Below are 23,579 nucleotides of genomic sequence, written 5' to 3' on the forward strand. Positions count from 1 at the left end.
TGGGGGGGCTTGAGGGGGGCGGGTGGCGCGGGCCACCCGCCGATAGCGTCTGGCCTTACAGGGCGATAAAGCCCACGATCACCAGCGCAATCAAGCCGTACTTGGTGGCCTTGTAGACCGTGCGGTTCCAGTTCTTGAACGCCTTGCGCTTTTGGTCGATGACCCAGTGCGCATGCGTCAGCCGGTTGATGGCGCCGGTTTGGTCGCCGCCGTCGTTGGGCGAGCTGGCCGCCGACATCACCACGCGCCCGAACCAGCGGTTGAATGCTTCGGCCCAGCGCCATTTCAGCGGCCGTTCGACGTCGCAGAACAGAATGATGCGGTTTTGTTCCGAGTGGTTGTAGGCTTCGTGCACGTAGGTTTCGTCGAACACGACGCTTTCGCCGTCGCGCCAGCTATAGGATTCGCCGTCGACGATGATGTGGCAGCGGTCATCGTTCGGGGTGACCAGGCCCAGGTGATAGCGCAGCGAGCCGGCGAACGGATCGCGATGCGGGTTCAACTGGCCGCCCGGGGGCAGCTCGGCGAACATGGCGGCCTTGACCTTGGGCAGCGTTTTCAGGATGGCAACGGTTTTGGGGCAGAGCTCTTCGGCGGACGGGTGGCGGGCGTCATACCACTTCAGGTAGAACCGCTTCCAGCCGTATTTGAAGAAAGAATTGAAGCCGATGTCGTTATGGGCGTCCGCGGCCCGGATGCGCTGCATTTCCGCCATTTGCACGGCTTCGTCGCGTATCGTCTCCCAGTTGTCGTCCAGCACCTTCAGCTCGGCAATTTCGCTGGTCGTGAGGTACGGGGTGGGAGGCACGCGCGAGGCCAGCACCATGAAGGCATTGACGGGGGCGAGCAGCACCGAGTGGTCAAGCAACTGCCGGCCCAGCGGCAGTTTGACTCGGCCTCGGAAGTGGGCGAACAGGATGGCGGCGAGCCAGATCCCGGGGATTAACCATTTCATACTTGAACGTCGTCCTGCGGCAGATAGGTCAGATCGACCTCGTATTGTTACACAAGCTTCCTGAGGTTCGCCTGACGGGTCCCTTCAGTTTCCATGCGGCGCCACGCTCAAAATTCCGGACGCAAGGGCTTGGACCGTGATCCCTGGGTACAATTCCCGCTATGTCCGAAGCCGTAACAAACCCGACCCCTTTTGTGCACCTGCGCGTCCACTCCGAGTTCTCGGTGGTGGACGGTATTGTGCGCATCCCCGACCTGATCAAGCGCGTGGCCAAGCTGGGCCAGCCCGCCGTGGCGCTGACCGATCTGTCCAACCTTTTTGGCCTGATCAAGTTCTATAAAGGCGCGCGCGGCGCGGGGGTCAAACCCATCGCCGGCTGTGACGTCTGGTTAAGCAATGACGATGACCCGGGCAAGCCATTCCGGCTGTTGTTGCTGGTGCGCAACCATCAGGGTTACCTGAATCTTTGCGAGCTGCTGTCCAAGGCGTTTCTGACGAACCAGGGCAAGGGGCGTGCCGAAATCCGCCGCGAATGGCTGCAAGGCCAGCAGGGCCTGATCGCGCTGTCGGGCGGCCGCATGGGCGACGTGGGCCAGGCGCTGGACGCCGGCAACGCCGTGTCGGCGCTGGCGCTGGCGCGCCAGTGGGCGCACCTGTTTCCGGGCAGCTACTACATTGAATTGCAGCGCGCGGGCATGGACGGCGACGAAGCCTACACGCAGGCCGCCATGCGCCTGGCGGGCGAAGCCGGGCTGCCCGTGGTGGCCACCCACCCGGTGCAATTCCTGGACGAATATGAATTCCAGGCGCACGAGGCCCGCGTCTGCATCGCCGAAGGCGAAATCCTGGCCAACCCGCGCCGCGTGCGCCGGTTCACCAAAGAGCAATATTTGCTCAGTTCGGAAGAAATGGCGCGGCGCTTTGCCGACGTGCCCTCGGCGCTGGCCAACACGGTTGAAATCGCCAAGCGCTGCAACCTGAGCCTGGTGCTGGGCAAGCCGCGCCTGCCCAACTTCCCCACGCCCGACGGCGTGACGCTGGACGACTACCTGGTCCAGTTGTCGGAAGAGGGCCTGGAAAAGCGCATGGCGTTCCTGTTTCCCGACGAAGCCGAACGCGAAGCCAAGCGCGAGCAGTACTACGAGCGCCTGCGCTGGGAATGCAAGACCATCATCCAGATGGGGTTTCCGGGCTACTTCCTGATCGTTCAAGACTTCATCAACTGGGGCAAGAACAACGGCGTGCCCGTCGGACCCGGCCGGGGCTCGGGCGCGGGTTCGTTGGTGGCCTACGCGCTGGGCATCACCGACCTGGACCCCATTCGCTATGACTTGCTGTTCGAGCGCTTCCTGAATCCCGAGCGGGTCTCCATGCCCGACTTTGATATCGACTTCTGCCAGGACAACCGCGAACGCGTCATTGACTACGTCAAGGAAAAATACGGCCGCGCCGCCGTCAGCCAGATCGCCACGTTCGGTACGCTGGGCGCCAAGGCCGTGGTGCGCGACGCCGGCCGCGTGCTGGACATGCCCTATATGTTCTGCGACGGGCTGTCCAAACTGATCCCGTTCAACCCGATGGATCCGTGGTCCCTGGAACGCACCCTGAAGGACGAACCGGCCTTCAAGGACCGCTACGAACAGGAAGAGGAAGTGCGCGCGCTGGTCGATCTGGCCAAGCCGCTGGAAGGCCTGACCCGCAACATCGGCATGCACGCGGGCGGCGTGTTGATCGCGCCGGGCAAGCTCACGGATTTCTGCCCGCTGTATTGCCAGCCGGGGCAGGAAAACAGTGCCGTCTCGCAGTTCGATAAAGACGACGTCGAAGCCGCCGGCCTGGTCAAGTTCGACTTTCTGGGCCTGCGCAACCTGACCATCCTGGATTGGGCGGTGCGCTACGTGCGCCAGTTCAACGAGGACAAGCGCGACTTCGACGTCATGGCGCTGGAACTGGACGACCCGGCCGCCTACAAGATCCTGTGCGACGCCAACACCACCGCCGTGTTCCAGCTGGAATCGCGCGGCATGAAAGAGCTGCTGAAGAAGCTGCGGCCGAACACGTTCGAAGACATCATCGCCATGCTGGCCCTGTATCGTCCGGGGCCGCTGGAATCGGGCATGGTGGACGACTTCGTCAACCGCAAGCACGGCCGTGCCGCGGTGGACTACTTCCACAACGATCTGGAAGGCACGCTGAAAAGCACCTACGGGGTCATCGTCTACCAAGAACAGGTGATGCTGATCTCGCAGATCATCGGCGGCTATTCGCTGGGCGGCGCCGACCTGCTGCGCCGCGCCATGGGCAAGAAAAAGCCCGAGGAAATGGCCAAGCACCGCGAATTGTTCGAGCAAGGCGCCAAGGAAAAGGGCCACGACCCGGACCTGGCCGTCAAGCTGTTCGACCTGATGGAAAAGTTTGCGGGATACGGCTTTAACAAGTCGCACTCGGCAGCCTATGCACTGATCTCGTACCAGACCGCGTGGCTCAAGGCTTATCACCCGACGGAGTTTTTGGCCGCCACCATGTCGTCCGATATGGACGACACGGACAAGGTCCAGATTTTCTGCCGCGACGCCCAGGACAACGGCGTTGAAGTGCTGCCGCCCGATGTCAATTTTTCGGGCTACCGCTTCGAACCCGTCAAGGACAAGTACACCGAAAAAGGCAAGCCGCCGCGCACCATGCGCTACGGCCTGGGCGCCGTCAAGGGCACGGGGCAGGGCGCCGTCGAAGACATCCTGCGCGCGCGCAAGGAAGGCGGCCCGTTCCTGAACCTGTTCGATTTCTGCCGCCGTGTGGGCAAGCAGGCCGTCAACCGCCGCACTATCGAAGCGCTGATCAAGGCCGGCGCGTTCGACACCATCGAACCGAACCGCGCGGCGATGCTGGCCTCGGTGCCTACGGCGATGGAAGCGGCCGAACAGGCCGCCCGCAGCGCCAACCAGGCATCGCTGTTCGGCGACGACAGCAGCGACGTGGTCGCGGGCGAACTGGCCAAGGTCGCGCCGTGGGACCTGCACAAGAAGCTGACGGAAGAAAAATCCGCGCTGGGCTACTACTACAGCGGCCACCTGTTTGACGCCTGGCGCGACGAAGTGCGCCGCATCGTGCCGATGCAGCTGGCGCGGGTGGAACCGCAGCGCGACCTGCAATGGATGTGCGGCGTGCTGGCCAGCGTGCGGGTCATGATGACGCGGCGCGGCAAGATGGTGTTTGCCGTGCTGGATGACGGCACCGCGCAGGTCGAGATCTCGGTGTTCAACGAGCTCTACGAGAAGCATCGCAACCGCTTGCGCGAAGACCAGTTGGTCATCGTGCAAGGCAAGGTCAGCAACGACGATTACTCAGGCGGCATGCGCATCGTTGCCGAACAACTGTACGACTTGCAACTGGCCCGCGAAGCACGCGCCAAATCGCTGCGGGTCAAGCTGAACGGTACGGCGGACGCGGCGCGTTTGCGCCAGATGCTGAACCCGTTCCGCGCCGAACCGGAAAACGGTATCCCGGGCGTGCCCGTCGATATCGTCTATACCAAGAACAATTTTCTATGCACAGTGCGGCTGGGCGAAGAATGGCGCGTCCGCATGGCCGACACGCTACTTGAAAACCTGAACGCCTGGACCAAACCCGATGGAGTTGAGGTGACCTATTGATGCGAAGCCTGCGTATCGTGCATTCGGAAGCGGCTACCAGTTTCGGTGGCCAGGAAGGGCGAATCTTCAAAGAAATGACGGCCATGCGCGCGCGTGGTCACCATGTTGAAGCCATCGTCCAATCGCGGGCAATGCTGGTCGAACGTCTGACGGATGCCGGTTTTACCGTGCATAAAGTCGATATGGACGGGCCGGTGAATTACTTCAAGGGCGTGGCGGCCGTGCGCCGTATCCTGCGCGAGGGGCGGTTCGACGTGCTCAATACGCACAGCCGGCGCGATACCGTCATTGCGGCAATGGCCGGCCGGCTGGTCGGTACGCCGCTGATCGTGCGCACGCGGCACCTGTCGAACAAGGTCGGTTCGATGTGGTCCTACACGTGGCTGCCGCATCGCGTGACGACCGTGAGCGACCACGTGCGCAAATACCTGATTCAGCGCGGCGTGCCCGCCAACAAGATCGCCACCGTCTATTCGCCCATCGTGCTGCCGGCCCCTGTCGAACGGTCCACGTTGCGTGACGAACTGGGCTTGTCCGATGACGACGTGATCGTGGGCTGCGTGGCGGTCATGCGCGCCACCAAGGGCCACAAGGACCTCATCGACGCGATGGCGCCGCTGATGCAAAGCCGGCCCAAGCTGCACCTGGTGTTTGTGGGGGGCGGCTCGCCGGTGTTTGAGCAAACGCAGGAATACGTCGCCAAGCTGGGCTTGCAACACCGCATCCACCTGATGGGCATGCGGCGCGACGTGCCCAATCTGCTGGCCGGGTTCGACGTGTTCGCGCTGGCTACGCAGCAAGAGGCCTCGGGCACCGTCTACGTCGAAGCCCAGGCCAGCGGCCTGCCGGTGGTGGGCACCGATGTAGGCGGCGTATCCGAAATGTTCCGCAATGGCGAAACCGGCATCCTGGTCCCGCCCAAGAACCCGCAAGCCCTGGTCGACGCCTTGCAGCGCCTGATCGATGACCCGGCCCTGCGCCGCCAGATGGGCGACGCCGGCCGCAAGATGGTCTGGGAAGAAGCCGTGTTTTCGCCCGTGCGCCTGGCCGAAACCACCGAAGCCGTCTACCTGAAATGGTTGGCGGAACGCGCCGCATGAACGCGCCCAACGTCCCCGTGCTGATGTACCACCATGTCACCCCCGCGGGCGGCATGATCGCGGCGACGCCCGACGTGTTTGAAGCGCAGGTGTCGCGCCTGGCGCGCGCGGGTTATCAATCGCTGACGGCCGCGCAGTTTGCCGCCTACCTGGCGGGGCAGCCGGCGCCTGAGCGCTCGGTGCTGATCACCTTCGACGACGGCTATCTGAACAACTGGGTACACGCGCATCCGGTTCTGGCGCGCCACGGCATGCGCGCCGTGCTGTTCACCATCACGGGTTGGATCGGCGACGGCCCTGTGCGCGCGCACGCCGGTCAGGGCGGCGTGCTGCCGGCCACGCCCGACCACGACACCTGCAAGCAATGGGTGGCGGCCGGGCAGACGGACGACGCCATGCTGCGCTGGAGCGAAATAGAAGCGATGCAAGCGGCGGGCACGTTCGAATTCCATTCGCACACGCATACGCACACGCGCTGGGACAAGGTCTGCGGCAACGATGTGGACGCCAAGCGCGAGCACATCGCCCGCGAGCTGCACGATTCCCGCCAGACGCTGGTGCAGCGTCTGGGCTCGGTCAGCAGCCACTTGTGCTGGCCGCAAGGCTATTTTGACGCCGACTACGTCGCCGCCGCGCGCCAGGCGGGTTTTGCGCACCTGTACACCACCGACCCTTTCGGGCAGAACACGCCCGGCGCGGACCCCGAACACATCTATCGCTTCGCCGTGCGCAATCAGGGCGGAAGCTGGCTAAACCGGCGCATCTGGTTGTCGCGCGACCCTTTTTGGGGCCCGCGTTACCACGCCTGGAAGGCCTGGAAAAAGCGTCTTAGGAATCGCGGATGAAGCTATCAGTCATCATCATCACCAAGAACGAAGCGGCCAACATCGCCGCCTGCCTGAAGTCCGTGTCCTTTGCCGACGAATTCATCGTGGTGGACTCGGGCAGCACCGACGGCACCGTCGAGCTGGCGCAGGCGCTGGGCGCGCGCGTCGAAGTCACGGCGGATTGGCCCGGCTTCGGCCCGCAGAAAAACCGCGCGCTGGACCTGGCCACGGGTGACTGGGTCTTATCGATCGACGCCGATGAACGCGTGACGCCCGAACTGGCCCGCGAGATTCAGGACGTGCTGGCCAACCCGCGCGCCGATGCGTACGAGATTGCCCGTCTGTCCAATTTTTGCGGCAAGGACATTCGACATAGCGGCTGGTGGCCGGATTACGTGCTGCGCCTGTTCAAACGCGGCACGGCGCGCTTCACCGATGCCGCCGTGCACGAACGGGTGGTGCCGGCCAATGGCCAACCCTTGAAATTGCAGGGCTATTTCAACCACTATCCCTACGACAACCTGGACGCGCTGATCAACAAGGTCAATCGCTATTCGTCGGATGCCGCCGCCATGATGTACGCCAAGGGGCGCCGCACGTCGGTGTTCGGCGCGCTGGGCCACGGCTTCTGGACGTTCGTGCGCATCTACCTGATCCGGCGCGGTTTCCTGGATGGCCGGCACGGCCTGGTGCTGGCGGTGACGGCCGCGGCGGGCAGCTTCTTTCGCTATTCCAAGCTGATGTTCCTGGCCGAGAAGCAAAAGTGAAGATCCTGTACACGAACTTCCACGCGAACAACGGCGGGGGGCACGTCACCTACATCATCAATCTGGCGAAGGCGTTGGCGCGCGACCACGACATCACCGTGGCGGCGCCGCCCACCAGCCGGCTGTATCGCTACGCCCGCGCGATTCCCGGCGTGACGGTGGTGGACATGCTGTACACGACGCGCCCGTCGTCCTGGTTCAAGGACCGCGCAAAGTTGCGCCGCCTGATCAAGACCGGGCGTTTCGACATCATTCACGCCAACGGTTCGGCCGATCACAAGCAGGTCATGCTGGCGACGCTGGGCATGGCACGCCGGCCTCGCATCGTGTTTACCAAGCACAATGACCACCCGCTTTCCAGCTTTGGCCACAAGTTGCGCGTGGCGCTGGCCACGGACCACGGCATCGCCGTCAGCGATTACGTGCATGGACTGATGCAGCGCTCGCCCTACAGCAAGCGCCCCATCACCACGATACGCCACGGCGTTGACACTGACTTCTTCGCGCCGCCACCGCCCGAAAGCCTGGACAAGCTGCGTGCGCTGATCTTCGGGGAAGACTGGCAGGGCAAGCTGCTGCTGGGTAGCGCCGGCGGCACTGACTACGATAAGGGCTGGCTGGACCTGGTGGCCGCCGTGGCCGCGTTGCCGCCCGAAGACAAAGCGCGCGTGCTGCTGATGGTGGCGGGCGACCCGCCCAACGAGGCCAAGCTGGCTCGGGTGCGCGAGCTGGGCATGATCGATCAAGTGCGCTTTCCGGGCCTGCTGGACGACGTGCGCGCGTCGCTGGCGTCTTGCCACGCTGGCTTTGTCTTGTCGTATCGCGAAGCCCTGTCTTTCGCCTGCCGCGAAATCATGGCGCTGGGCCTGCCCGCGCTGGTGAGCGATGCCGGTGGCCTGCCGGAAAACGTGACTGACGGCGTCGACGGCTGGATCGTGCCGGTGCGCGACGTGCCCGCCATGACTGCCAAACTGCGTTTCATGCTGGACCATCCGGACACGGTGCGCGAGATGGGCGCGCGGGCGCGCGAAACCAGCTTGCGCGACTTCAATCTGCAACGTTTCGCGGCGGCCACAGTGGACGTCTACCAGCGTACGCTGGATGGACGTCGGGCTCTATAATCCGGTCCTATGTCTATTCCCATTCTCATGTACCACCAGATCGGCGAGCCCAATCCCAAGGGCACGCCGTTTCGTGGGCTCACGGTGCACCCCGACAGCTTCGCCCGCCAGATGCGCTGGATGCGTCGGCTGGGTTATCGCGGCTTGTCGATGCGCGACGTGATGCCCTATGTGCGCGGTGAACGGCAAGGCAAGGTATTCGGCATTACCTTCGACGACGGCTACCGCAACGTGCATCACAACGCGATGCCGATCTTGAGCGAGCTGGGCTTTACCGCCACCAACTATTTTGTTGCGCGCCAATTCGACGGCGGCAACGTCTGGGACTTGCAAAAAGGCATTCCTTTTTCGGCCCTGATGACCGTGAACGAAATGCGCGAATGGGCGCAGGCCGGCAACGAAGTGGGCTCGCACACGCTGGACCATGTGCATCTGCCCGAGCTTGCGCCCGACGAGGCGCGCCGCCAGATCGTGGAATCCAAGGATGAACTGGAACAAGCGCTGGGCGCGCCGGTTACCGCGTTTTGCTACCCCTATGGCGACCACGGCCCCGAGCATCGCGCCATGGCCCGCGAGGCCGGCTACGACAACGCCACGCTGACCCAACGCGGCCTGGCCGCGGCCTCGGATGATCCCTTCGGCTTGCCGCGTGTGACGGTGGCGCGTTCCACCAACATCATCCGTTTCCTGCAGAAGTGCCTGACCCGGTATGAAGACACCCGCCGGCGCCGTTGAGCGGCGGCTTCGCATCGCGCTGCTGGTGGACCGTTTCGGTAACCGCTTCGGTGGCGCCGAGGCTTACGGCGTGGAGCTGATGCGGGTGCTGGGCGAGCGTCACGACGTGTCCGTCGTTGCGCGCGATTTTGATAGCGATCTGCCGTTCGAGTTTCTGCCCGTGCGGTTTCCCGGGTGGCTGCCCAGTTGGATGCGGGTGCTGTATTTTGCCTGGCGCGCCGATCGGCTGACGCGCGGCCGGTTCGACATCGTGCATTCACACATGAACGGCTGGGCAGGCGAAATCCAGGTCATGCACGTGACGCCGGTGCGTTATAACCGCGTGGCGCGAGTCAACCCGGTGCAGGGGTTCCGCGCGTGGCTCAGCCCGCGCCTGGCCACCTATCTGCTGCTGGAGAAGCTGCGCGTGCGCCAGTCGCCCACGCGTCATGTGGTGGCCGTGTCCGGGCTGATCATGGACCAGCTGCACCGCAGTTATGGCCCACAGCTGAAGGTGGACATCATCGCGCCGGGCGTCAAGCTGCCATCGCCTGATCTGGCGTTTCGCCGTGAAGCGACCCGCGCCCGTCTGGGCTGGGATGCCGACACCATCGGCTGCCTGCTGGTGGCAAGAAACCCGCTACGCAAGGGCCTGCCGGCGCTGCTGGACGCGCTGGCGCAACTGCCGGCGCAATACAAGCTGCTGGTGGTGGGCGCCGATGACGCGACCCGCGACCGCGTGCGCGCAGCGGGCGGCATTGCCCACCGCGTAACGTTGATCGACCCCACGCCAGAAGTCGCGCAGTATTTCAGCGCGGCGGACATCTATGCGCATCCCACCCTGAACGACAGCTACGGCATGGCGCCGTTGGAAGCCATGTCGCACGGTTTGCCCGTGGTGGTGAGCTCGCCGGCTTACTGCGGGTTTGCGCAATACCTGTCCGCGGGTAAAGACGCGCTGATCCTGCAAGACCCGCGCGACGGCGCACAGCTTGCCCAGGCGCTGGAACGGCTGGGTTCGGAACCGGATCTGCGTGCGGCGTTGACCGAGCGCGGCCTGGCGATCGCGCGTGACCAAAGCTGGGAAACCGTGGCTGCGCGCTACGAGGCGCTATATGAAAAGGTGCTTGAAGCGCGGCAACAGGCTTGAAGCAGGGGATGCGTTCGATAGTTGGCGATTGACGGCCGGCGATTGACGGCCGGCGATTGACCGCTGGCCGTTGACGGTCAATGGCCGGGCGCGGTGGCGCGTTCCAGGTCCGCCAGCCATCGCACCGCGTGCTCGCGGTCCGGGCCGCACATCTCTTGCTGGGGTTGCAGCCCACCACAGAAATCGGGGCGGGATGGCTGGCCGAAAATCGCGCAGCGCATGTCCGGCAGCAACTGAATACAGGGCACGCCGGCCGGCTTGCCCTGGGGCATGCCGGGAATCGGCCGAGTGATAGACGGGGCGATGCAGCATGCGCCGCAGCCCGCCCGGCAATCCAGGTTGGAAGCCGTCAGGCTCATACCCATCCGCGCAGCCAATAGACGAACAGGCCGGCGTATTCCTTGATGATGGAACGGCTGGCGTCGAAAGTGCGCTGGTCGGGCAGCCACGGCGACAGCGAACCGTCGGCCGGAGCCACGATTTGCGGCGGCGCGGGCGCGGCGATGGCTTCCACGCCTTGCTTGGAAAACGCCGCCATGGCGCGCGGCATGTGCAGCGCGGACGTCACCAGCAGCACCTTGGCGATGCCGCGCGATTTCAGCGCGTCTTCGGTCAAGGCCGCATTTTCGTAGGTGGTGCGGCTGCTGTTTTCCAGGATCAACGCCGATTCCGGTACCCCTTGCTGACGGATGGCATGCGCCATGCCGCGCGCTTCGCTGACGTCGCCTTCCAGCGCGCCACCGGACAATACGACCTTGGGCGCGCGTCCGGCCAGATACAGCTGGGCGGCCGTGTCCACGCGCACGACGGCGGTGTCTTTGTCATAGGGCAGGAACCAGTTGGCGCGTCCATTGGCGGTATTGCCGCCCAGCACGACGATGGCGTCGGCGGTGGGGGAGTCCGCCGGGGGCAAGTGCGGATATCGGTTTTCAAGCGCGCCGCCCAGCCACAGCGAGGTCGCGGGCAGGGACCAGGCCAGCGCCCACAGCAAGCCCGCGGCGATGATGGCCGCGCCGGTCTTGCGCAGCCGGAACCATCCCAGCGCCAGACCGATGATGACCAGCGTCACGCACAAGTTGTAGGGAATGATCAGATTCGTAAGGTAGCTGGAAAAGGTCATGTCAAAACAATCCTGATTACATCGTCCCGCCCAGCAGGGACATTGCCTGCTGTTCTACTTCGTCGACGGTCGGCCATGCATGCTCCGACCCGACGCATACCGCCCGAGGCGACCACGGACCGGTTCGGCCCGGCCGGGTCACGCCAAACAGCGCAAGTTCCCGGGCGGACGCGGCGGCGGCAACGTGGGAGACCCCGGAGTCGTTGCAGATCACCAGCGCCGCGCGCGCCGTCAACGCGGCGAACGCGCCCAGCGGCAAGGCGGGCAGCAATTGCGCCGTTGGGGCGTTGCGCCGTGCCTCGTCCGTTTCGGCCGGAGGGGGGCACATTACCACGGTATGGCCTTGCGCCTGTAAGGCGCGCGTCAGTGTATCGAATCCCGGCCAGACCTTGATCTTGCCCTTGTGCAGGCCGGTGGCAGTGGGAGCAATCAGGACAAAACGCTGCGCGCTCAGCCCCGCAGCCTGCATGGCCTGGTCGGCGGCCTGCTGGTGCGACGGGGTCAGCGGCAGGTCCAGCGTGGGGCCGGGCTGCGCCGGGCCGCTGGGCAGGCCCCACAGCGACAAGGCCTGGCGGGTCAGGTGGTGCCAGGATTGCACCGCGTGCAAAGATTCATCCGGCTTGTTCACCGGCCAACGCAGCAGAAAGCTGCGGCCATCGTCGCGGTAGCCGGCGCACGGCAGGCCGGCCAGCCGGAACACCAGGGCGCTGGATAGCGAATCGGGCAGCAGCAGGCCCCGCGCGCGGCGGCCCATGGCGCCCAGCGAGCGGCGGTGGGCGCTGACGGCGGCCCGGTCCGGGCCGACCTTGCCGCGCATGGGAACAAAATCCTTCTTCGGCACGCCATCGAGCAGGTCGCGGGCCCATGGCCGCGCGCAGATCACCAGGGGCAGGCCACTGGCCTGCAACGCGCGCAAGCTGGGCAGGCTCATGCAGACGTCGCCCACCCAATTTGGCAGGCGCACGTATAAACAGCTGATATCGGACATGGATGGGTGGGAAGGCAAATTAGTCTTATTAGGGGTAGGGCCGCTCAGCGCGGCGGCGCGTAGCCAGTACAATCCTGGGCACAATTGTATAAAAGCGAGTGTTCCCTTTGAATTCTCCCGCACGCAACACACCCGCGGACTCCACCCCCGTCAAGGCTGAACTCTGGAGCCGGATCTACAGCCGGGTGGGTTCCTACTGGAAGGGCTTGTTGCTGGCCGTCCTGCTGATGGCCGGCGCGGCCGCGACCCAACCGGTTCTGGCCGTCATTATGAAGCCCTTGCTGGACGGCGGCTTTTCCGGCAACAAACCCTATTATGTCTGGGCACTGCCGTTGGCGGTGGTGGGCCTGATCCTGCTGCGCGGCATCTGCAACTTCTTCAGCGACTACCTGCTGGCCTGGGTGGCCAACAACGTGCTGCTGGGCATGCGCCGCGACATGTTCGAGCGCCTGCTGGGCCTGCCCGACGCCGACTTCAAGCGCGGCGACACCGGGCGCCTGCTGAACCGCTTCACCATCGACGCGGGCAACGTCACCGGCTATGCCACCGATGTCATCACGGTGCTGGTGCGCGAAACGCTGGTGGTCATCGCGCTGATCTGCGTCCTGCTGTACATGTCGTGGGTGCTGACGCTGATCATCCTGATCATGTTGCCGGTGTCGGTGCTGATCTCGCGCTTTTTCATCAAGCGCCTGCGCCGCATCAACCGCGATACGGTCAACATGAACGCCGAACTGACCCGGGTGGTCGGTGAAGGCATCGACGGCCAGCGCGTCATCAAGCTGTTCGATGGCTATGAAGTCGAACGCGGTCGCTTCGATTTCGTCAGCCGCCGCCTGCGCCGATTTGCCATGCGCACCGCCACGGCGGACGCCGCGCTGACGCCCCTGACCCAGGTCTGCATTTCGATTTCGGTGGGCGCGGTCATTGCCGTGGCGCTCAGCCAGGCCAACAGCGGCTCGCTGACGGTGGGCAGTTTTGCGTCGTTCATGGCGGCGCTGGCGCAGATCTTCGACCCCATCAAGCGCCTGACCAACGTGGCCGCCCGCATGCAAAAAATGCTGGTGTCCGCCGAAAGCGTGTTCACGCTGATCGACCAGACGCCCGAGATCGACACCGGCACCAAGGAACTGCCCGAACCGGTGCGCGGCAAGGTGGAATTTCGCCATGTCAAACATCGCTTTCCCGATGCCGACCGCGATACGGTCCACGACATTTCCTTCGTGGTGGAACCGGGCCAGACGGTCGCGCTGGTGGGCCGTTCGGGCAGCGGCAAGACCACGCTGGTCAACATGCTGCCGCGCTTTGTGCTGGCCGACTCCGGGTCGATTTTGGTGGATGACACCCCCATCAACGAGCTGACGCTGCGCAGCCTGCGTTCGCATCTGTCGCTGGTCAGCCAGGATGTCGTGCTGTTTGACGACACCATCGCGGCCAACGTCGGTTACGGCGCGCTGGGCAAGTCCAGCGAGCAAAAAGTGCGCGACGCCCTGGCGGCCGCCAACCTGCTGGAATTCGTGGAAGGGCTGCCGCAGGGCATCAACACGCAGGTCGGCGAGAATGCCGCCCGCCTGTCCGGAGGCCAGCGCCAACGCCTGGCCATTGCGCGTGCGCTGATCAAGAACGCGCCCATTTTGATCCTGGACGAAGCCACCTCGGCGCTGGACAACGAATCCGAACGCCAGGTGCAGGCCTCGCTGGAACGCCTGATGAAGGGCCGCACCACGCTGGTCATTGCGCATCGGCTGTCCACGGTTCAGAACGCCGACCGAATCATCGTGCTGGATGCCGGAAAAATTGTCGAAGAGGGTCCCCACGCCGAGCTGCTGGCCGCCAATGGCCTGTACGCGTCGCTGTACAAGATGCAATTTCGCGACGACTGAACGCGACCCTTATCGGCCCGAGCCGCCGCGCAACCAGCGCGGCGGTTTTTTTTGTGCCGCCCGGGGCACGGCGTGGGCGCTTCTTGGCGCCGCCCCGTCCACCGCCCAAGCCCCGTAGTTTCTGATTGCCAATCCGACGGATAGCCGGAAAATGGCGCAAGCCCCTCTGCTGTGGCCGGGCCCTGCCTTGCATGGCGGGCCCATCGTATAACCAGGAGCGCCTTATGGCTTCGCCTATCGAAGGCAATCAACTTGTGAACGTCGTCGTCCTGCTGGGCGCGGCGGTCGTCGCCGTACCGATCTTCAAGCGCCTGGGGCTGGGTTCCGTGTTGGGCTACCTGGCGGCCGGCTTGGCAATCGGTCCCTTCGGCATCGGTTTCTTTTCCGACCCCAAGTCCATCCTGCACGTGGCGGAACTGGGCGTTGTCATGTTCCTGTTCATCATCGGGCTGGAAATGCAGCCTTCGCGCCTGTGGAAGCTGCGGGGTGAAATCTTCGGGCTGGGCGTGGCCCAGGTCCTGGCCTGCGGCGGGCTGCTGACGGTGGTGGGCTTGCTGGCGGGCCTGTCGGGCGCGGCCGCCTTCATGGCCGCGATGGGGTTCGTGCTGTCGTCCACGGCAATCGTGATGCAGATCTTGGGCGAGCGCGACGAAAGCACCAGCGCGCAGGGCCAGCGCATCGTCTCCATTTTGCTGCTGGAGGATCTGGCCATCGTGCCCCTGCTGGCCTTGGTGGCCTTGCTGGCGCCCAGCGGCGCGACAGCGGATCACGGCAACCCCTGGACGCAGACCGCGATAGCCCTGGGTTGCATCCTGGCGCTGCTGGCGGCCGGGCGCTGGTTGCTGAACCCGTTGTTCCGGCTGTTGGCCGCCGCCCACGCCCGCGAAGTCATGACCGCCGCGGCCCTGCTCGTCGTGCTGGGCGCCGCCTTGCTGATGGAACTTGGCGGCTTGTCGATGGCGATGGGCGCGTTCCTTGCCGGGGTTCTGTTGTCCGAATCCACGTTTCGACACCAGCTGGAGGCCGAAGTCGAACCCTTCCGGGGCATATTGCTGGGCCTCTTCTTTCTGGGCGTCGGCATGTCGCTGGACCTGTCGGCCGTGGTGCGCGAATGGCCGCTGATCCTGGCGGCTGTCGTCGCGTTCATGGTCGTGAAATCGCTGGGCGTCTACGTGGTGGCCCGCTTACTGCGCGCCTCGCACGCAGAGGCGGTGACGCGGGCGGCGTTGCTGGCGCAGGGTGGCGAATTCGCGTTCGTGCTTTATGGGGCGGCTGCGGCTGCCGGCATTTTCGACGCGCATACCGGTGCGGTGCTGACCGCAGTCGTCATTATTTCCATGGCTCTGACCCCATTATGTGTGCTGTCGTTGCGGTGGCTGCTGCCCGCGCCGGTTCCTTCGATGGACGGAGTGGATGTTGCGCAAGACCTGGACGGCTGCGCACTGATCGTGGGTTTTGGCCGTTTCGGCCAGATCGTCACCCAGGCGATGCTGGCGCGCGACCTGAAAGTGTCGATTCTGGATACGGACACCGACGCCATCCGCGCGGCAGCGAAGTGGGGCGTGAAGGTGTACTACGGCGACGGTACCCGCATCGACATGTTGCGTACGGCTGGCGCTGAAAACGCCTGCGCGATCCTGATTTGTATCGACAACCCGCAGGCCGTGAATCACATGGTCAAGCTGATCAAGTCCGAATTCCCCTTGGTGCGCGTGGTGGTCCGGGCGTATGACCGCATTCATTCCCTGGCCCTCGCCAAGGAAGGGGTCGACTACCAGGTGCGCGAAACGCTGGAATCGGCGCTGGTATTCGGCGAAGCCGCATTGCGCGCCATCGGGGTGCCGGCGGACGAGGCCGCCGAGGTGGTGCAGGACGTGCGCCGGCGCGATACCGAACGCTTCGACCTGGAAGTGGCGGGCGGCCTGTTCGCGGGCCGGTCGTTGCTGTACGGCAATATGACCGGGCCTGCCGACGGGCGAAACGACAAGCCGGACCGAGAAGCCGCCGAGGCGGCTACCAATCCCCTGGCGTAACGCTGTATATCGCCATCGTTGCACAACTTTTCGGTTCATTTCACGCGCGGCGGTGCCCGGCTGCGGTAGATTTATCAGCACTGACTCTTCACTTACGAAGAGCATTTGCCAGGGGGCTGCCATGCTGCATTCGGACCGGGGTTTTTTGACACCGCACGCTGTAGGGGTTGAGCTTGCCCGACGCCAGGCTTTGGCGTTGCAATGCGGATTTTCGGCTGACGCGATGCGTCGGCTGCTCACGCCAGGGGGCAGCGCTGCGCCTGCGTGGGCGATCAGCGCACACCGCGAGACGGACCGGGTCCGGGGCGCGGGCGCGTTTCCGTTCCGAATCGGCGCGGCGGCGGTTTCTTGACGGCTAAGGCCGGGCGTACGGCGCCCGGAGCGTTGCTCGGGTTTGCCGCCTTGCGCGCCGCGCCAGGCGGCGGCATTATCCTGCTGAATATCACAAGGACGTCAGCCACGACACCCGCACGCATCGCCAAGGAGCGCCGGTTTGAAGTCTCGCAGTTTTGTGCACCGCGCCTTGTACGCGTTGGCCGGACTGGTGGCCATCGGCATCTGCATGGCGGCAGTGGCGTTGCTGTGGATCGACCGTCAGGCCACCTGGGCTACCGCGCACAAGTCGGCACGTAACATCACCGGGGTGCTTGCCGCTGATATTGGCCGCACGCTTCAAATCTACGATTTATCCCTGCAAGGCGTCGTAGAACGGCTGGGCGAGCCCGGTATCAGGGACGTCAGCCGTCCTACGCTACAGCGCTTTCTGTTTGACCGGTCGTCCACCGCCGAATACCTGGGCGCCATCGTGGTGCTGGATCGCGACGGAAACATCCGTTATGACTCCACCTCGATTAATCCCCCGCCGTTGAATTTTGCCGACCGCGACTACTTTCGCGTGCACCGCGATGCGCACGATGTGGGCTTGTACGTCAGCCGCCCTTATATCAGCCGCCTGCGACAGGGCGATGAAAGCATCGCGATCAGCCGTCGCCTGGTGAACGCGGATGGCAGTTTCGCCGGAGTCGTTGCCGGTTCATTGCGGATGGCGTATTTCCGCGATCGATTCGCAGAGCTATCCATCGGCCACAACGACGCCATCACGATATTTCGCAACGACGGCGTGGTGCTGGTGCGTAATCCTTATTCCGTTGCGGACGTTGCGGGTAGCGGGGTCGGGCTGCTGGCATTCCAGCAATTCCTGATCCGGCGTGAAAGCACTTTCGTGGGCGACTGGGCGCCTGATGGCGTGAACCGTCTTTACACCTTCGACACCATCGACAAGACGCCGCTGGTGATCGACGTGGCGCTATCCGTGGACGACATCCTGGCGCGTTGGGAACGGCGCGCGGCGTTGATCGTGCCCGTTACCCTGGCATTGTTTTTCTCGGTGATGGCCCAGATTGTGTTGTTCCGTCGTGAAATGCGGTGGCGTCAGGCATTCGAACAGCAATTGCGAGAGCGCGCACAGACGGATGGCCTGACCGGCATCGCCAACCGGCGCACGTTTGACGAAACGCTTGAACGCGAGTGGGCATCGGCCCGCCGCAATGGCACGCCGATCTCGCTGCTTTTTCTGGATGCGGATCACTTCAAGCGCTACAACGATCGCTACGGCCATCAAGAGGGCGACGAGCTGTTGAAACGGCTGGCGCTGGCCCTCGAGAGTAAAGCCCGGCGGCCTCGCGACCTGGCGGCGCGCTATGGTGGCGAAGAGTTCGTGCTGCTGCTGCCCGATACCGATCGCGGCGACGCGACGGCCATTGCCGAATCCATACGGGGAGCGATTGCGGAATTTGGTATTCCGCATGAAGACAATGTGGGCGGCATCGTCACGGTCAGCATCGGTGTGGCAACTGCCAGACCTACCGATGCAGAGCCCGCATCGACGTTGCTTGAGGCCGCCGACGCCGCCGTGTATCGCGCAAAAAAAGCCGGGCGCAATCGAATCGCCTCGGCTTGATGGTCCCTGACTTATCGGCCCAGCATCAACGCCTGCATGCGGGTATGCGCCTGTTGCAGGTTCTTGGCCTGTTCATTCAGGTTTTGCAGCAGCTGGTTCAACTCGGTTTGCACCGCCGGGTCGTTCACCTTGACGATCGGACCGGAGATCTCGATCTGCGCTTTGTGCGCCTCGACGTAGTCGGCGATTTTCAAGCCGCTGTCGAAGGTGGCATTCAATTGCGGCAGCACGTCGCGGAACGTGTCGGCGGGCAGGCTCACGGTCTTTTCATAGGCCTTGTCGTAAACCGTCTTCAAGTCCGCCGGCTGTTTAAGTTGCGCGTGCGCCGCGTCCGCCTTGGTCTGCTGATCTTTCAGTGCAACGCCCATATCGCTCAAGGACTGTTGCGCGGCTTTCATATCCTCGCGGCGCGTCACGATATCGTTCAACGAACGCAGGGCGCCTTTTTGGATGATTCCCGACAACGGCTTTACGGACGCGTCCATGCCGGCGTTGAAATCGGTGATCACGGCGTAATGGGCAGCGTAGTCGCCGAACGACTTCTGTTCCTCATCCGTCAGCTTGGGCACGCGCACGCCGGGCTTGTCCACGATGCGAGTTTGCAGGTACTGAATGAACGCGGCACGCTGCTCGGGCTCCTTGTCGCCGCAAGCGGCCAGCACCAGCGGCAGTGCCGCAACCAGCAGCAAGAACGGACGGAATAGGGACTTCATTGAATAACCTCCGAAAGCATGAAAAAGGGCGCTTGGCAGGGTAAACCCTGTCAAAGCGCCCGCGAGCTTATCGGCTGAAGCTACCCGCCGCCATCCGTTTCAAACTTCATTTCAATCGAATCGTTACGTCACATAATTTGCGAAGATTGATGTGAAAGTCAGATGGGTTTTTGCTATACGCGCGTGTCAGGCGAGATTAAACGAGAATGATGTCGTATTTTTCCTGCGTATAGGTGCTCTCGACTTCCAGGGATACCCGTTTGCCGACGAAATCGCCGAGCATCGCCAGATGCTGGCTTTCTTCTTCCAAAAACAAATCCACGACGTCTTGCGACGCCAAGATCCGAAACTCCTTGGGATTGAACTGCCGGGCCTCGCGCAGGATTTCACGCAGAATCTCGTAGCAGACGGTACGCGGCGTGCGGACATTGCCGCGCGATTCGCACATGGGGCAGGGCTCGCAAAGCTGATGCGCGAGCGAATCCCGCGTGCGCTTTCGCGTCATTTCCACCAGCCCCAGTTGCGTGAAGCCATTAACCGTCATGCGCGTGCGGTCGCGCGACAAGGCTTTTTTGAGTTCGGCCAGCACCGTGTCGCGGTGTTCCTGCTCTTCCATGTCGATGAAGTCCAGGATGACAATGCCGCCCAGGTTACGCAGCCGCAGTTGGCGCGCGATTGCCTGGGCCGCCTCCAGGTTGGTCTTGAATATGGTGTCGTCAAAGTTGCGGCCGCCTACGAACCCGCCGGTATTCACGTCCACCGTCGTCAGTGCTTCGGTCTGGTCGATGATCAAATACCCGCCCGATTTCAGATCCACCCTGCGAGACAGCGCACGCGTGATCTCGTCGTCGACGTTGGCGGTATCGAACAAGGGGCGGTCGCCGCTGTAATGTTGAATGCGGTCGACAACCGACGGGGTGTAGACCCGTGCCCATTCCAGCATCGCCGCGCTGGTCGTGCGCGAATCCACCAGAATGGCGCCAATCGTCGGCCCCACCATGTCTCGCAATACGCGTTGCGCCAGCGTCAGGTCTTGATGCAAAAGCGCGGGGGCGGGCTGGGTTCTAGCGGCAGCCTGGACGCTGCTCCAGAGCTTGCGCAAATATTCCAGGTCGGCGGTTAGTTCTTCATCATTAGCGCCTTCGGCCTGCGTCCGCACGATAAAGCCGCCTTTCTCATCCGCCGGCATCAGCGCCTGCAACCGCTCACGCAGCTGAATGCGCTCGGATTCGGCATCGATCTTCTGCGAAATCCCGATATGGGGATCATGGGGCAGATAAACCAGCATCCGTCCCGCCATGCTGATCTGGGTCGACAGACGCGCGCCCTTGGTCCCCAGCGGGTCCTTGACCACCTGAACCATGATGGTCTGTCCCTCAAAGAGCAGCTTTTCGATGGGCGTGGGCGTCAAACCCTGGCTACGTTCGCCGCGGTTCTCACGTAGGTCGGCAATATGAATAAAGGCGGCGCGCTCCAGGCCAATATCGATAAACGCGCTTTGCATGCCCGGCAACACACGAACCACACGCCCAAGGTAGATATTGCCGACATGGCCACGCTGGATGCTGCGTTCCACATGCAGTTCCTGCACTGACCCTTGTTCCACCAGCGCAACGCGGGTTTCAAACGGGGTCACATTGATCAGAATATCTTCGCGCTGGGCGATGGCGGGGGGCATAGCGTGCTCGTCTCCAAGTAGGTGCGGCGTACAGCGAATAGTAAACGTACCCTACGCCTAGGCAAGCCCGGGCGCCAACTATCTATATAGAGGGCGGCATCACCGGTTGCGATGCCCACTTCATGCGTATTTAGATTTACACAACTTTCTTGCCAGCCCGGGCGGCCCGCCCAAAAACCTGTGCTATAGTCTCGCTCCTTCGCAGTTCAGACATTTTTGAACCGCGAAGCCAAGCAGTACGACGGGCTCCGGCCTGCCGCCAAGTAGCCAGCGATGGCAGTCAGGTGGGATTGCAAGGAATGGTGCAAATCAGGCAAAAGCCAGTTGCACAATCTGCAAAAATCGTGCTATAGTCTTGGGCTTGGCTGGTGATGACGAGTAAGGGTTTACCCGGATCGAAATCGCAAGCCACCTGAGTAGTAACCGACGTATGGTTCCAGAGTCGCCCTAGCGAAAGCCGGTGGCGGGGTTGCAAGATAGGATGCAAATTAGGCAAGAGCCAGTTGCATAATCTGCAAAAGTCGTGTTATAGTTTCAGGCTTGGCAGTTGCCGAAAACTTAGGGTTTACCCGAATGGGTGGTTCTGATGTTTCGATAGCTGCTAAAGAGAGCAGACCTGAAGAGGTCGCAGGCAAGAAAGCGGTGGCGCGAAAGCGAACGAAGCTGACTTGACAAGCGATAAAAACTTCTTCATAATCTCGCCTCTCTGCTGCTGAAAACAGCAAGCGACGCAAGGCGGAAGCCGCGCAGCGCTGGCAGGATCAGCAGGTAGCAGTAAGTAGTTTGTAGTACCGAATTTGCAGTACCGCTCTTTAACAATTAAACAACCGATAAGTGTGGGCGCTTGATGCGATGCACTGTGATTTAAGTCTGGGGTTAAACCTTGGCTTGCTTCACAAGCACAATGAAATCAAGTGCTCACTAGAAGTGAAGTACCTTAGACGTCAAGTTTAAGAACATACCTCACTTCCTTTGAGTAGCGACGTATGACCTGGTTCGGATTTATTCGGACCAAGAATACGAAACAAATACAGAGATTAAACTGAAGAGTTTGATCCTGGCTCAGATTGAACGCTAGCGGGATGCCTTACACATGCAAGTCGAACGGCAGCACGGACTTCGGTCTGGTGGCGAGTGGCGAACGGGTGAGTAATGTATCGGAACGTGCCTAGTAGCGGGGGATAACTACGCGAAAGCGTAGCTAATACCGCATACGCCCTACGGGGGAAAGCAGGGGATCGCAAGACCTTGCACTATTAGAGCGGCCGATATCGGATTAGCTAGTTGGTGGGGTAACGGCTCACCAAGGCGACGATCCGTAGCTGGTTTGAGAGGACGACCAGCCACACTGGGACTGAGACACGGCCCAGACTCCTACGGGAGGCAGCAGTGGGGAATTTTGGACAATGGGGGAAACCCTGATCCAGCCATCCCGCGTGTGCGATGAAGGCCTTCGGGTTGTAAAGCACTTTTGGCAGGAAAGAAACGTCATGGGCTAATACCCCGTGAAACTGACGGTACCTGCAGAATAAGCACCGGCTAACTACGTGCCAGCAGCCGCGGTAATACGTAGGGTGCAAGCGTTAATCGGAATTACTGGGCGTAAAGCGTGCGCAGGCGGTTCGGAAAGAAAGATGTGAAATCCCAGAGCTTAACTTTGGAACTGCATTTTTAACTACCGAGCTAGAGTGTGTCAGAGGGAGGTGGAATTCCGCGTGTAGCAGTGAAATGCGTAGATATGCGGAGGAACACCGATGGCGAAGGCAGCCTCCTGGGATAACACTGACGCTCATGCACGAAAGCGTGGGGAGCAAACAGGATTAGATACCCTGGTAGTCCACGCCCTAAACGATGTCAACTAGCTGTTGGGGCCTTCGGGCCTTGGTAGCGCAGCTAACGCGTGAAGTTGACCGCCTGGGGAGTACGGTCGCAAGATTAAAACTCAAAGGAATTGACGGGGACCCGCACAAGCGGTGGATGATGTGGATTAATTCGATGCAACGCGAAAAACCTTACCTACCCTTGACATGTCTGGAATTCCGAAGAGATTTGGAAGTGCTCGCAAGAGAACCGGAACACAGGTGCTGCATGGCTGTCGTCAGCTCGTGTCGTGAGATGTTGGGTTAAGTCCCGCAACGAGCGCAACCCTTGTCATTAGTTGCTACGAAAGGGCACTCTAATGAGACTGCCGGTGACAAACCGGAGGAAGGTGGGGATGACGTCAAGTCCTCATGGCCCTTATGGGTAGGGCTTCACACGTCATACAATGGTCGGGACAGAGGGTCGCCAACCCGCGAGGGGGAGCCAATCCCAGAAACCCGATCGTAGTCCGGATCGCAGTCTGCAACTCGACTGCGTGAAGTCGGAATCGCTAGTAATCGCGGATCAGCATGTCGCGGTGAATACGTTCCCGGGTCTTGTACACACCGCCCGTCACACCATGGGAGTGGGTTTTACCAGAAGTAGTTAGCCTAACCGTAAGGGGGGCGATTACCACGGTAGGATTCATGACTGGGGTGAAGTCGTAACAAGGTAGCCGTATCGGAAGGTGCGGCTGGATCACCTCCTTTCAGAGCTTAAGTGCTCGTGTTAAGCGTCCACTCTTATCGGTTGTTTGATATAGCTGGGATCAGTTGTAGGCTTGGGTCGAGGGAATCTTCCCTGGGTCTTCAGCTACCTGACTACTGATCCGAGAAGGTTTTGGGTCTGTAGCTCAGTTGGTTAGAGCACCGTCTTGATAAGGCGGGGGTCGTTGGTTCGAATCCAACCAGACCCACCAAGTATTCTGCCATGCAGGATATGGGGGTGTAGCTCAGCTGGGAGAGCGCCTGCTTTGCAAGCAGGATGTCATCGGTTCGATCCCGTTCACCTCCACCATTGATTCTCATAATCGCCCCGGTGGTGATGTAGAGGCTAA

General features: G+C 62.3%; 17 protein-coding genes, 2 tRNA genes and 1 rRNA gene. 13 read left to right on the top strand and 7 right to left on the bottom strand.

What is annotated here, in order from left to right; genetic code table 11:
* Positions 1-55: 55 nt before the first annotated feature.
* Complete coding sequence (gene lpxO, locus KYT87_RS08645; RefSeq protein WP_046807751.1) at positions 56-955, bottom strand: lipid A hydroxylase LpxO; 900 nt, start codon at positions 953-955, stop codon at positions 56-58.
* A 161-nt stretch (positions 956-1,116) separates the two neighbouring features.
* Here lpxO and dnaE point away from each other — a divergent pair, with 161 nt between their 5' ends.
* Genes dnaE through KYT87_RS08680 form a run of 7 tightly spaced genes read left to right on the top strand, consistent with a single transcriptional unit; the run spans position 1,117 to position 10,287 of the window.
* Positions 1,117-4,608, top strand: coding sequence for a DNA polymerase III subunit alpha (gene dnaE, locus KYT87_RS08650; protein WP_104143301.1), 3,492 nt, complete (start codon positions 1,117-1,119; stop codon positions 4,606-4,608).
* A complete protein-coding gene (locus tag KYT87_RS08655; protein ID WP_046807753.1) occupies positions 4,608-5,708 on the top strand; it encodes a glycosyltransferase family 4 protein in 1,101 nt (366 codons plus the stop codon). Before dnaE ends, KYT87_RS08655 begins: the two co-directional genes overlap by 1 nt.
* The gene (locus KYT87_RS08660) at positions 5,705-6,553 is read left to right on the top strand and encodes a polysaccharide deacetylase family protein (RefSeq protein ID WP_219992012.1); all 849 of its coding nucleotides are present in this window, start codon (positions 5,705-5,707) and stop codon (positions 6,551-6,553) included. The genes KYT87_RS08655 and KYT87_RS08660 overlap by 4 nt, the downstream gene beginning before the upstream one ends.
* On the top strand, positions 6,550-7,302 hold the full coding sequence (locus tag KYT87_RS08665) for a glycosyltransferase family 2 protein (RefSeq protein WP_046807755.1): 753 nt from the start codon (positions 6,550-6,552) through the stop codon (positions 7,300-7,302). The genes KYT87_RS08660 and KYT87_RS08665 overlap by 4 nt, the downstream gene beginning before the upstream one ends.
* Positions 7,299-8,423, top strand: a complete 1,125-nt coding sequence (locus tag KYT87_RS08670; RefSeq protein ID WP_219992013.1) for a glycosyltransferase family 4 protein — start codon at positions 7,299-7,301, stop codon at positions 8,421-8,423. Before KYT87_RS08665 ends, KYT87_RS08670 begins: the two co-directional genes overlap by 4 nt.
* Before the next feature lie 9 nt (positions 8,424-8,432).
* Positions 8,433-9,158 (top strand): polysaccharide deacetylase family protein, encoded by a 726-nt coding sequence (locus tag KYT87_RS08675; RefSeq protein ID WP_143215596.1) that lies wholly within the window; start codon positions 8,433-8,435, stop codon positions 9,156-9,158.
* Complete coding sequence (locus tag KYT87_RS08680) at positions 9,133-10,287, top strand: glycosyltransferase family 4 protein (RefSeq protein WP_219992014.1); 1,155 nt, start codon at positions 9,133-9,135, stop codon at positions 10,285-10,287. Before KYT87_RS08675 ends, KYT87_RS08680 begins: the two co-directional genes overlap by 26 nt.
* A 77-nt stretch (positions 10,288-10,364) precedes the next feature.
* Here the strand turns inward: KYT87_RS08680 and KYT87_RS08685 are convergent, their stop codons facing one another.
* The 3 genes from KYT87_RS08685 to KYT87_RS08695 are packed head-to-tail and all read right to left on the bottom strand — an operon-like array spanning position 10,365 to position 12,395.
* Positions 10,365-10,646, bottom strand: coding sequence for a YkgJ family cysteine cluster protein (locus KYT87_RS08685; protein ID WP_370638755.1), 282 nt, complete (start codon positions 10,644-10,646; stop codon positions 10,365-10,367).
* The gene (locus KYT87_RS08690) at positions 10,643-11,407 is read right to left on the bottom strand and encodes a YdcF family protein (RefSeq protein WP_046807760.1); all 765 of its coding nucleotides are present in this window, start codon (positions 11,405-11,407) and stop codon (positions 10,643-10,645) included. Before KYT87_RS08690 ends, KYT87_RS08685 begins: the two co-directional genes overlap by 4 nt.
* A 16-nt stretch (positions 11,408-11,423) precedes the next feature.
* Positions 11,424-12,395, bottom strand: coding sequence for a glycosyltransferase family 9 protein (locus KYT87_RS08695; protein WP_046807761.1), 972 nt, complete (start codon positions 12,393-12,395; stop codon positions 11,424-11,426).
* Positions 12,396-12,502: 107 nt separating this feature from the next.
* Between KYT87_RS08695 and msbA the strand changes: the two genes are divergently transcribed.
* The 3 genes from msbA to KYT87_RS08710 all read left to right on the top strand — a co-directional run bounded on the left by msbA (position 12,503) and on the right by KYT87_RS08710 (position 18,271).
* Positions 12,503-14,278, top strand: coding sequence for a lipid A export permease/ATP-binding protein MsbA (gene msbA / locus KYT87_RS08700; RefSeq protein ID WP_046807762.1), 1,776 nt, complete (start codon positions 12,503-12,505; stop codon positions 14,276-14,278).
* Positions 14,279-14,502: 224 nt separating this feature from the next.
* Positions 14,503-16,311 (top strand): monovalent cation:proton antiporter-2 (CPA2) family protein, encoded by a 1,809-nt coding sequence (locus KYT87_RS08705; RefSeq protein WP_046807763.1) that lies wholly within the window; start codon positions 14,503-14,505, stop codon positions 16,309-16,311.
* A 493-nt stretch (positions 16,312-16,804) separates the two neighbouring features.
* Positions 16,805-18,271: a sensor domain-containing diguanylate cyclase gene (locus tag KYT87_RS08710; RefSeq protein WP_219992016.1), complete on the top strand. Its 1,467-nt coding sequence runs from the start codon at positions 16,805-16,807 to the stop codon at positions 18,269-18,271.
* Positions 18,272-18,282: 11 nt separating this feature from the next.
* On the opposite strand, the gene KYT87_RS08715 is transcribed toward KYT87_RS08710, so the two are convergent.
* The 3 genes from KYT87_RS08715 to KYT87_RS08725 all read right to left on the bottom strand — a co-directional run bounded on the left by KYT87_RS08715 (position 18,283) and on the right by KYT87_RS08725 (position 21,396).
* Positions 18,283-18,984 (bottom strand): DUF3053 domain-containing protein, encoded by a 702-nt coding sequence (locus KYT87_RS08715; RefSeq protein ID WP_046807765.1) that lies wholly within the window; start codon positions 18,982-18,984, stop codon positions 18,283-18,285.
* A gap of 196 nt (positions 18,985-19,180) precedes the next feature.
* Complete coding sequence (rng, locus tag KYT87_RS08720; RefSeq protein WP_219992017.1) at positions 19,181-20,662, bottom strand: ribonuclease G; 1,482 nt, start codon at positions 20,660-20,662, stop codon at positions 19,181-19,183.
* A 488-nt stretch (positions 20,663-21,150) separates the two neighbouring features.
* Complete coding sequence (locus KYT87_RS08725) at positions 21,151-21,396, bottom strand: hypothetical protein (RefSeq protein WP_219992018.1); 246 nt, start codon at positions 21,394-21,396, stop codon at positions 21,151-21,153.
* A 305-nt stretch (positions 21,397-21,701) separates the two neighbouring features.
* Here KYT87_RS08725 and KYT87_RS08730 point away from each other — a divergent pair.
* The 3 genes from KYT87_RS08730 (at position 21,702) to KYT87_RS08740 (ending at position 23,539) form a co-directional block, all read left to right on the top strand.
* Positions 21,702-23,232: ribosomal RNA gene (locus KYT87_RS08730) — 16S ribosomal RNA — on the top strand.
* 132 nt (positions 23,233-23,364) lie between these two features.
* Positions 23,365-23,441, top strand: a tRNA-Ile gene (locus KYT87_RS08735).
* A gap of 22 nt (positions 23,442-23,463) precedes the next feature.
* Positions 23,464-23,539 (top strand) — tRNA-Ala (locus KYT87_RS08740).
* Positions 23,540-23,579 lie beyond the last annotated feature (40 nt).

It is taken from the genome of Achromobacter sp. ES-001 (assembly GCF_019448355.1).
In the GTDB taxonomy this organism is placed as follows: Bacteria; Pseudomonadota; Gammaproteobacteria; order Burkholderiales; family Burkholderiaceae_B; genus Achromobacter; species Achromobacter spanius_B.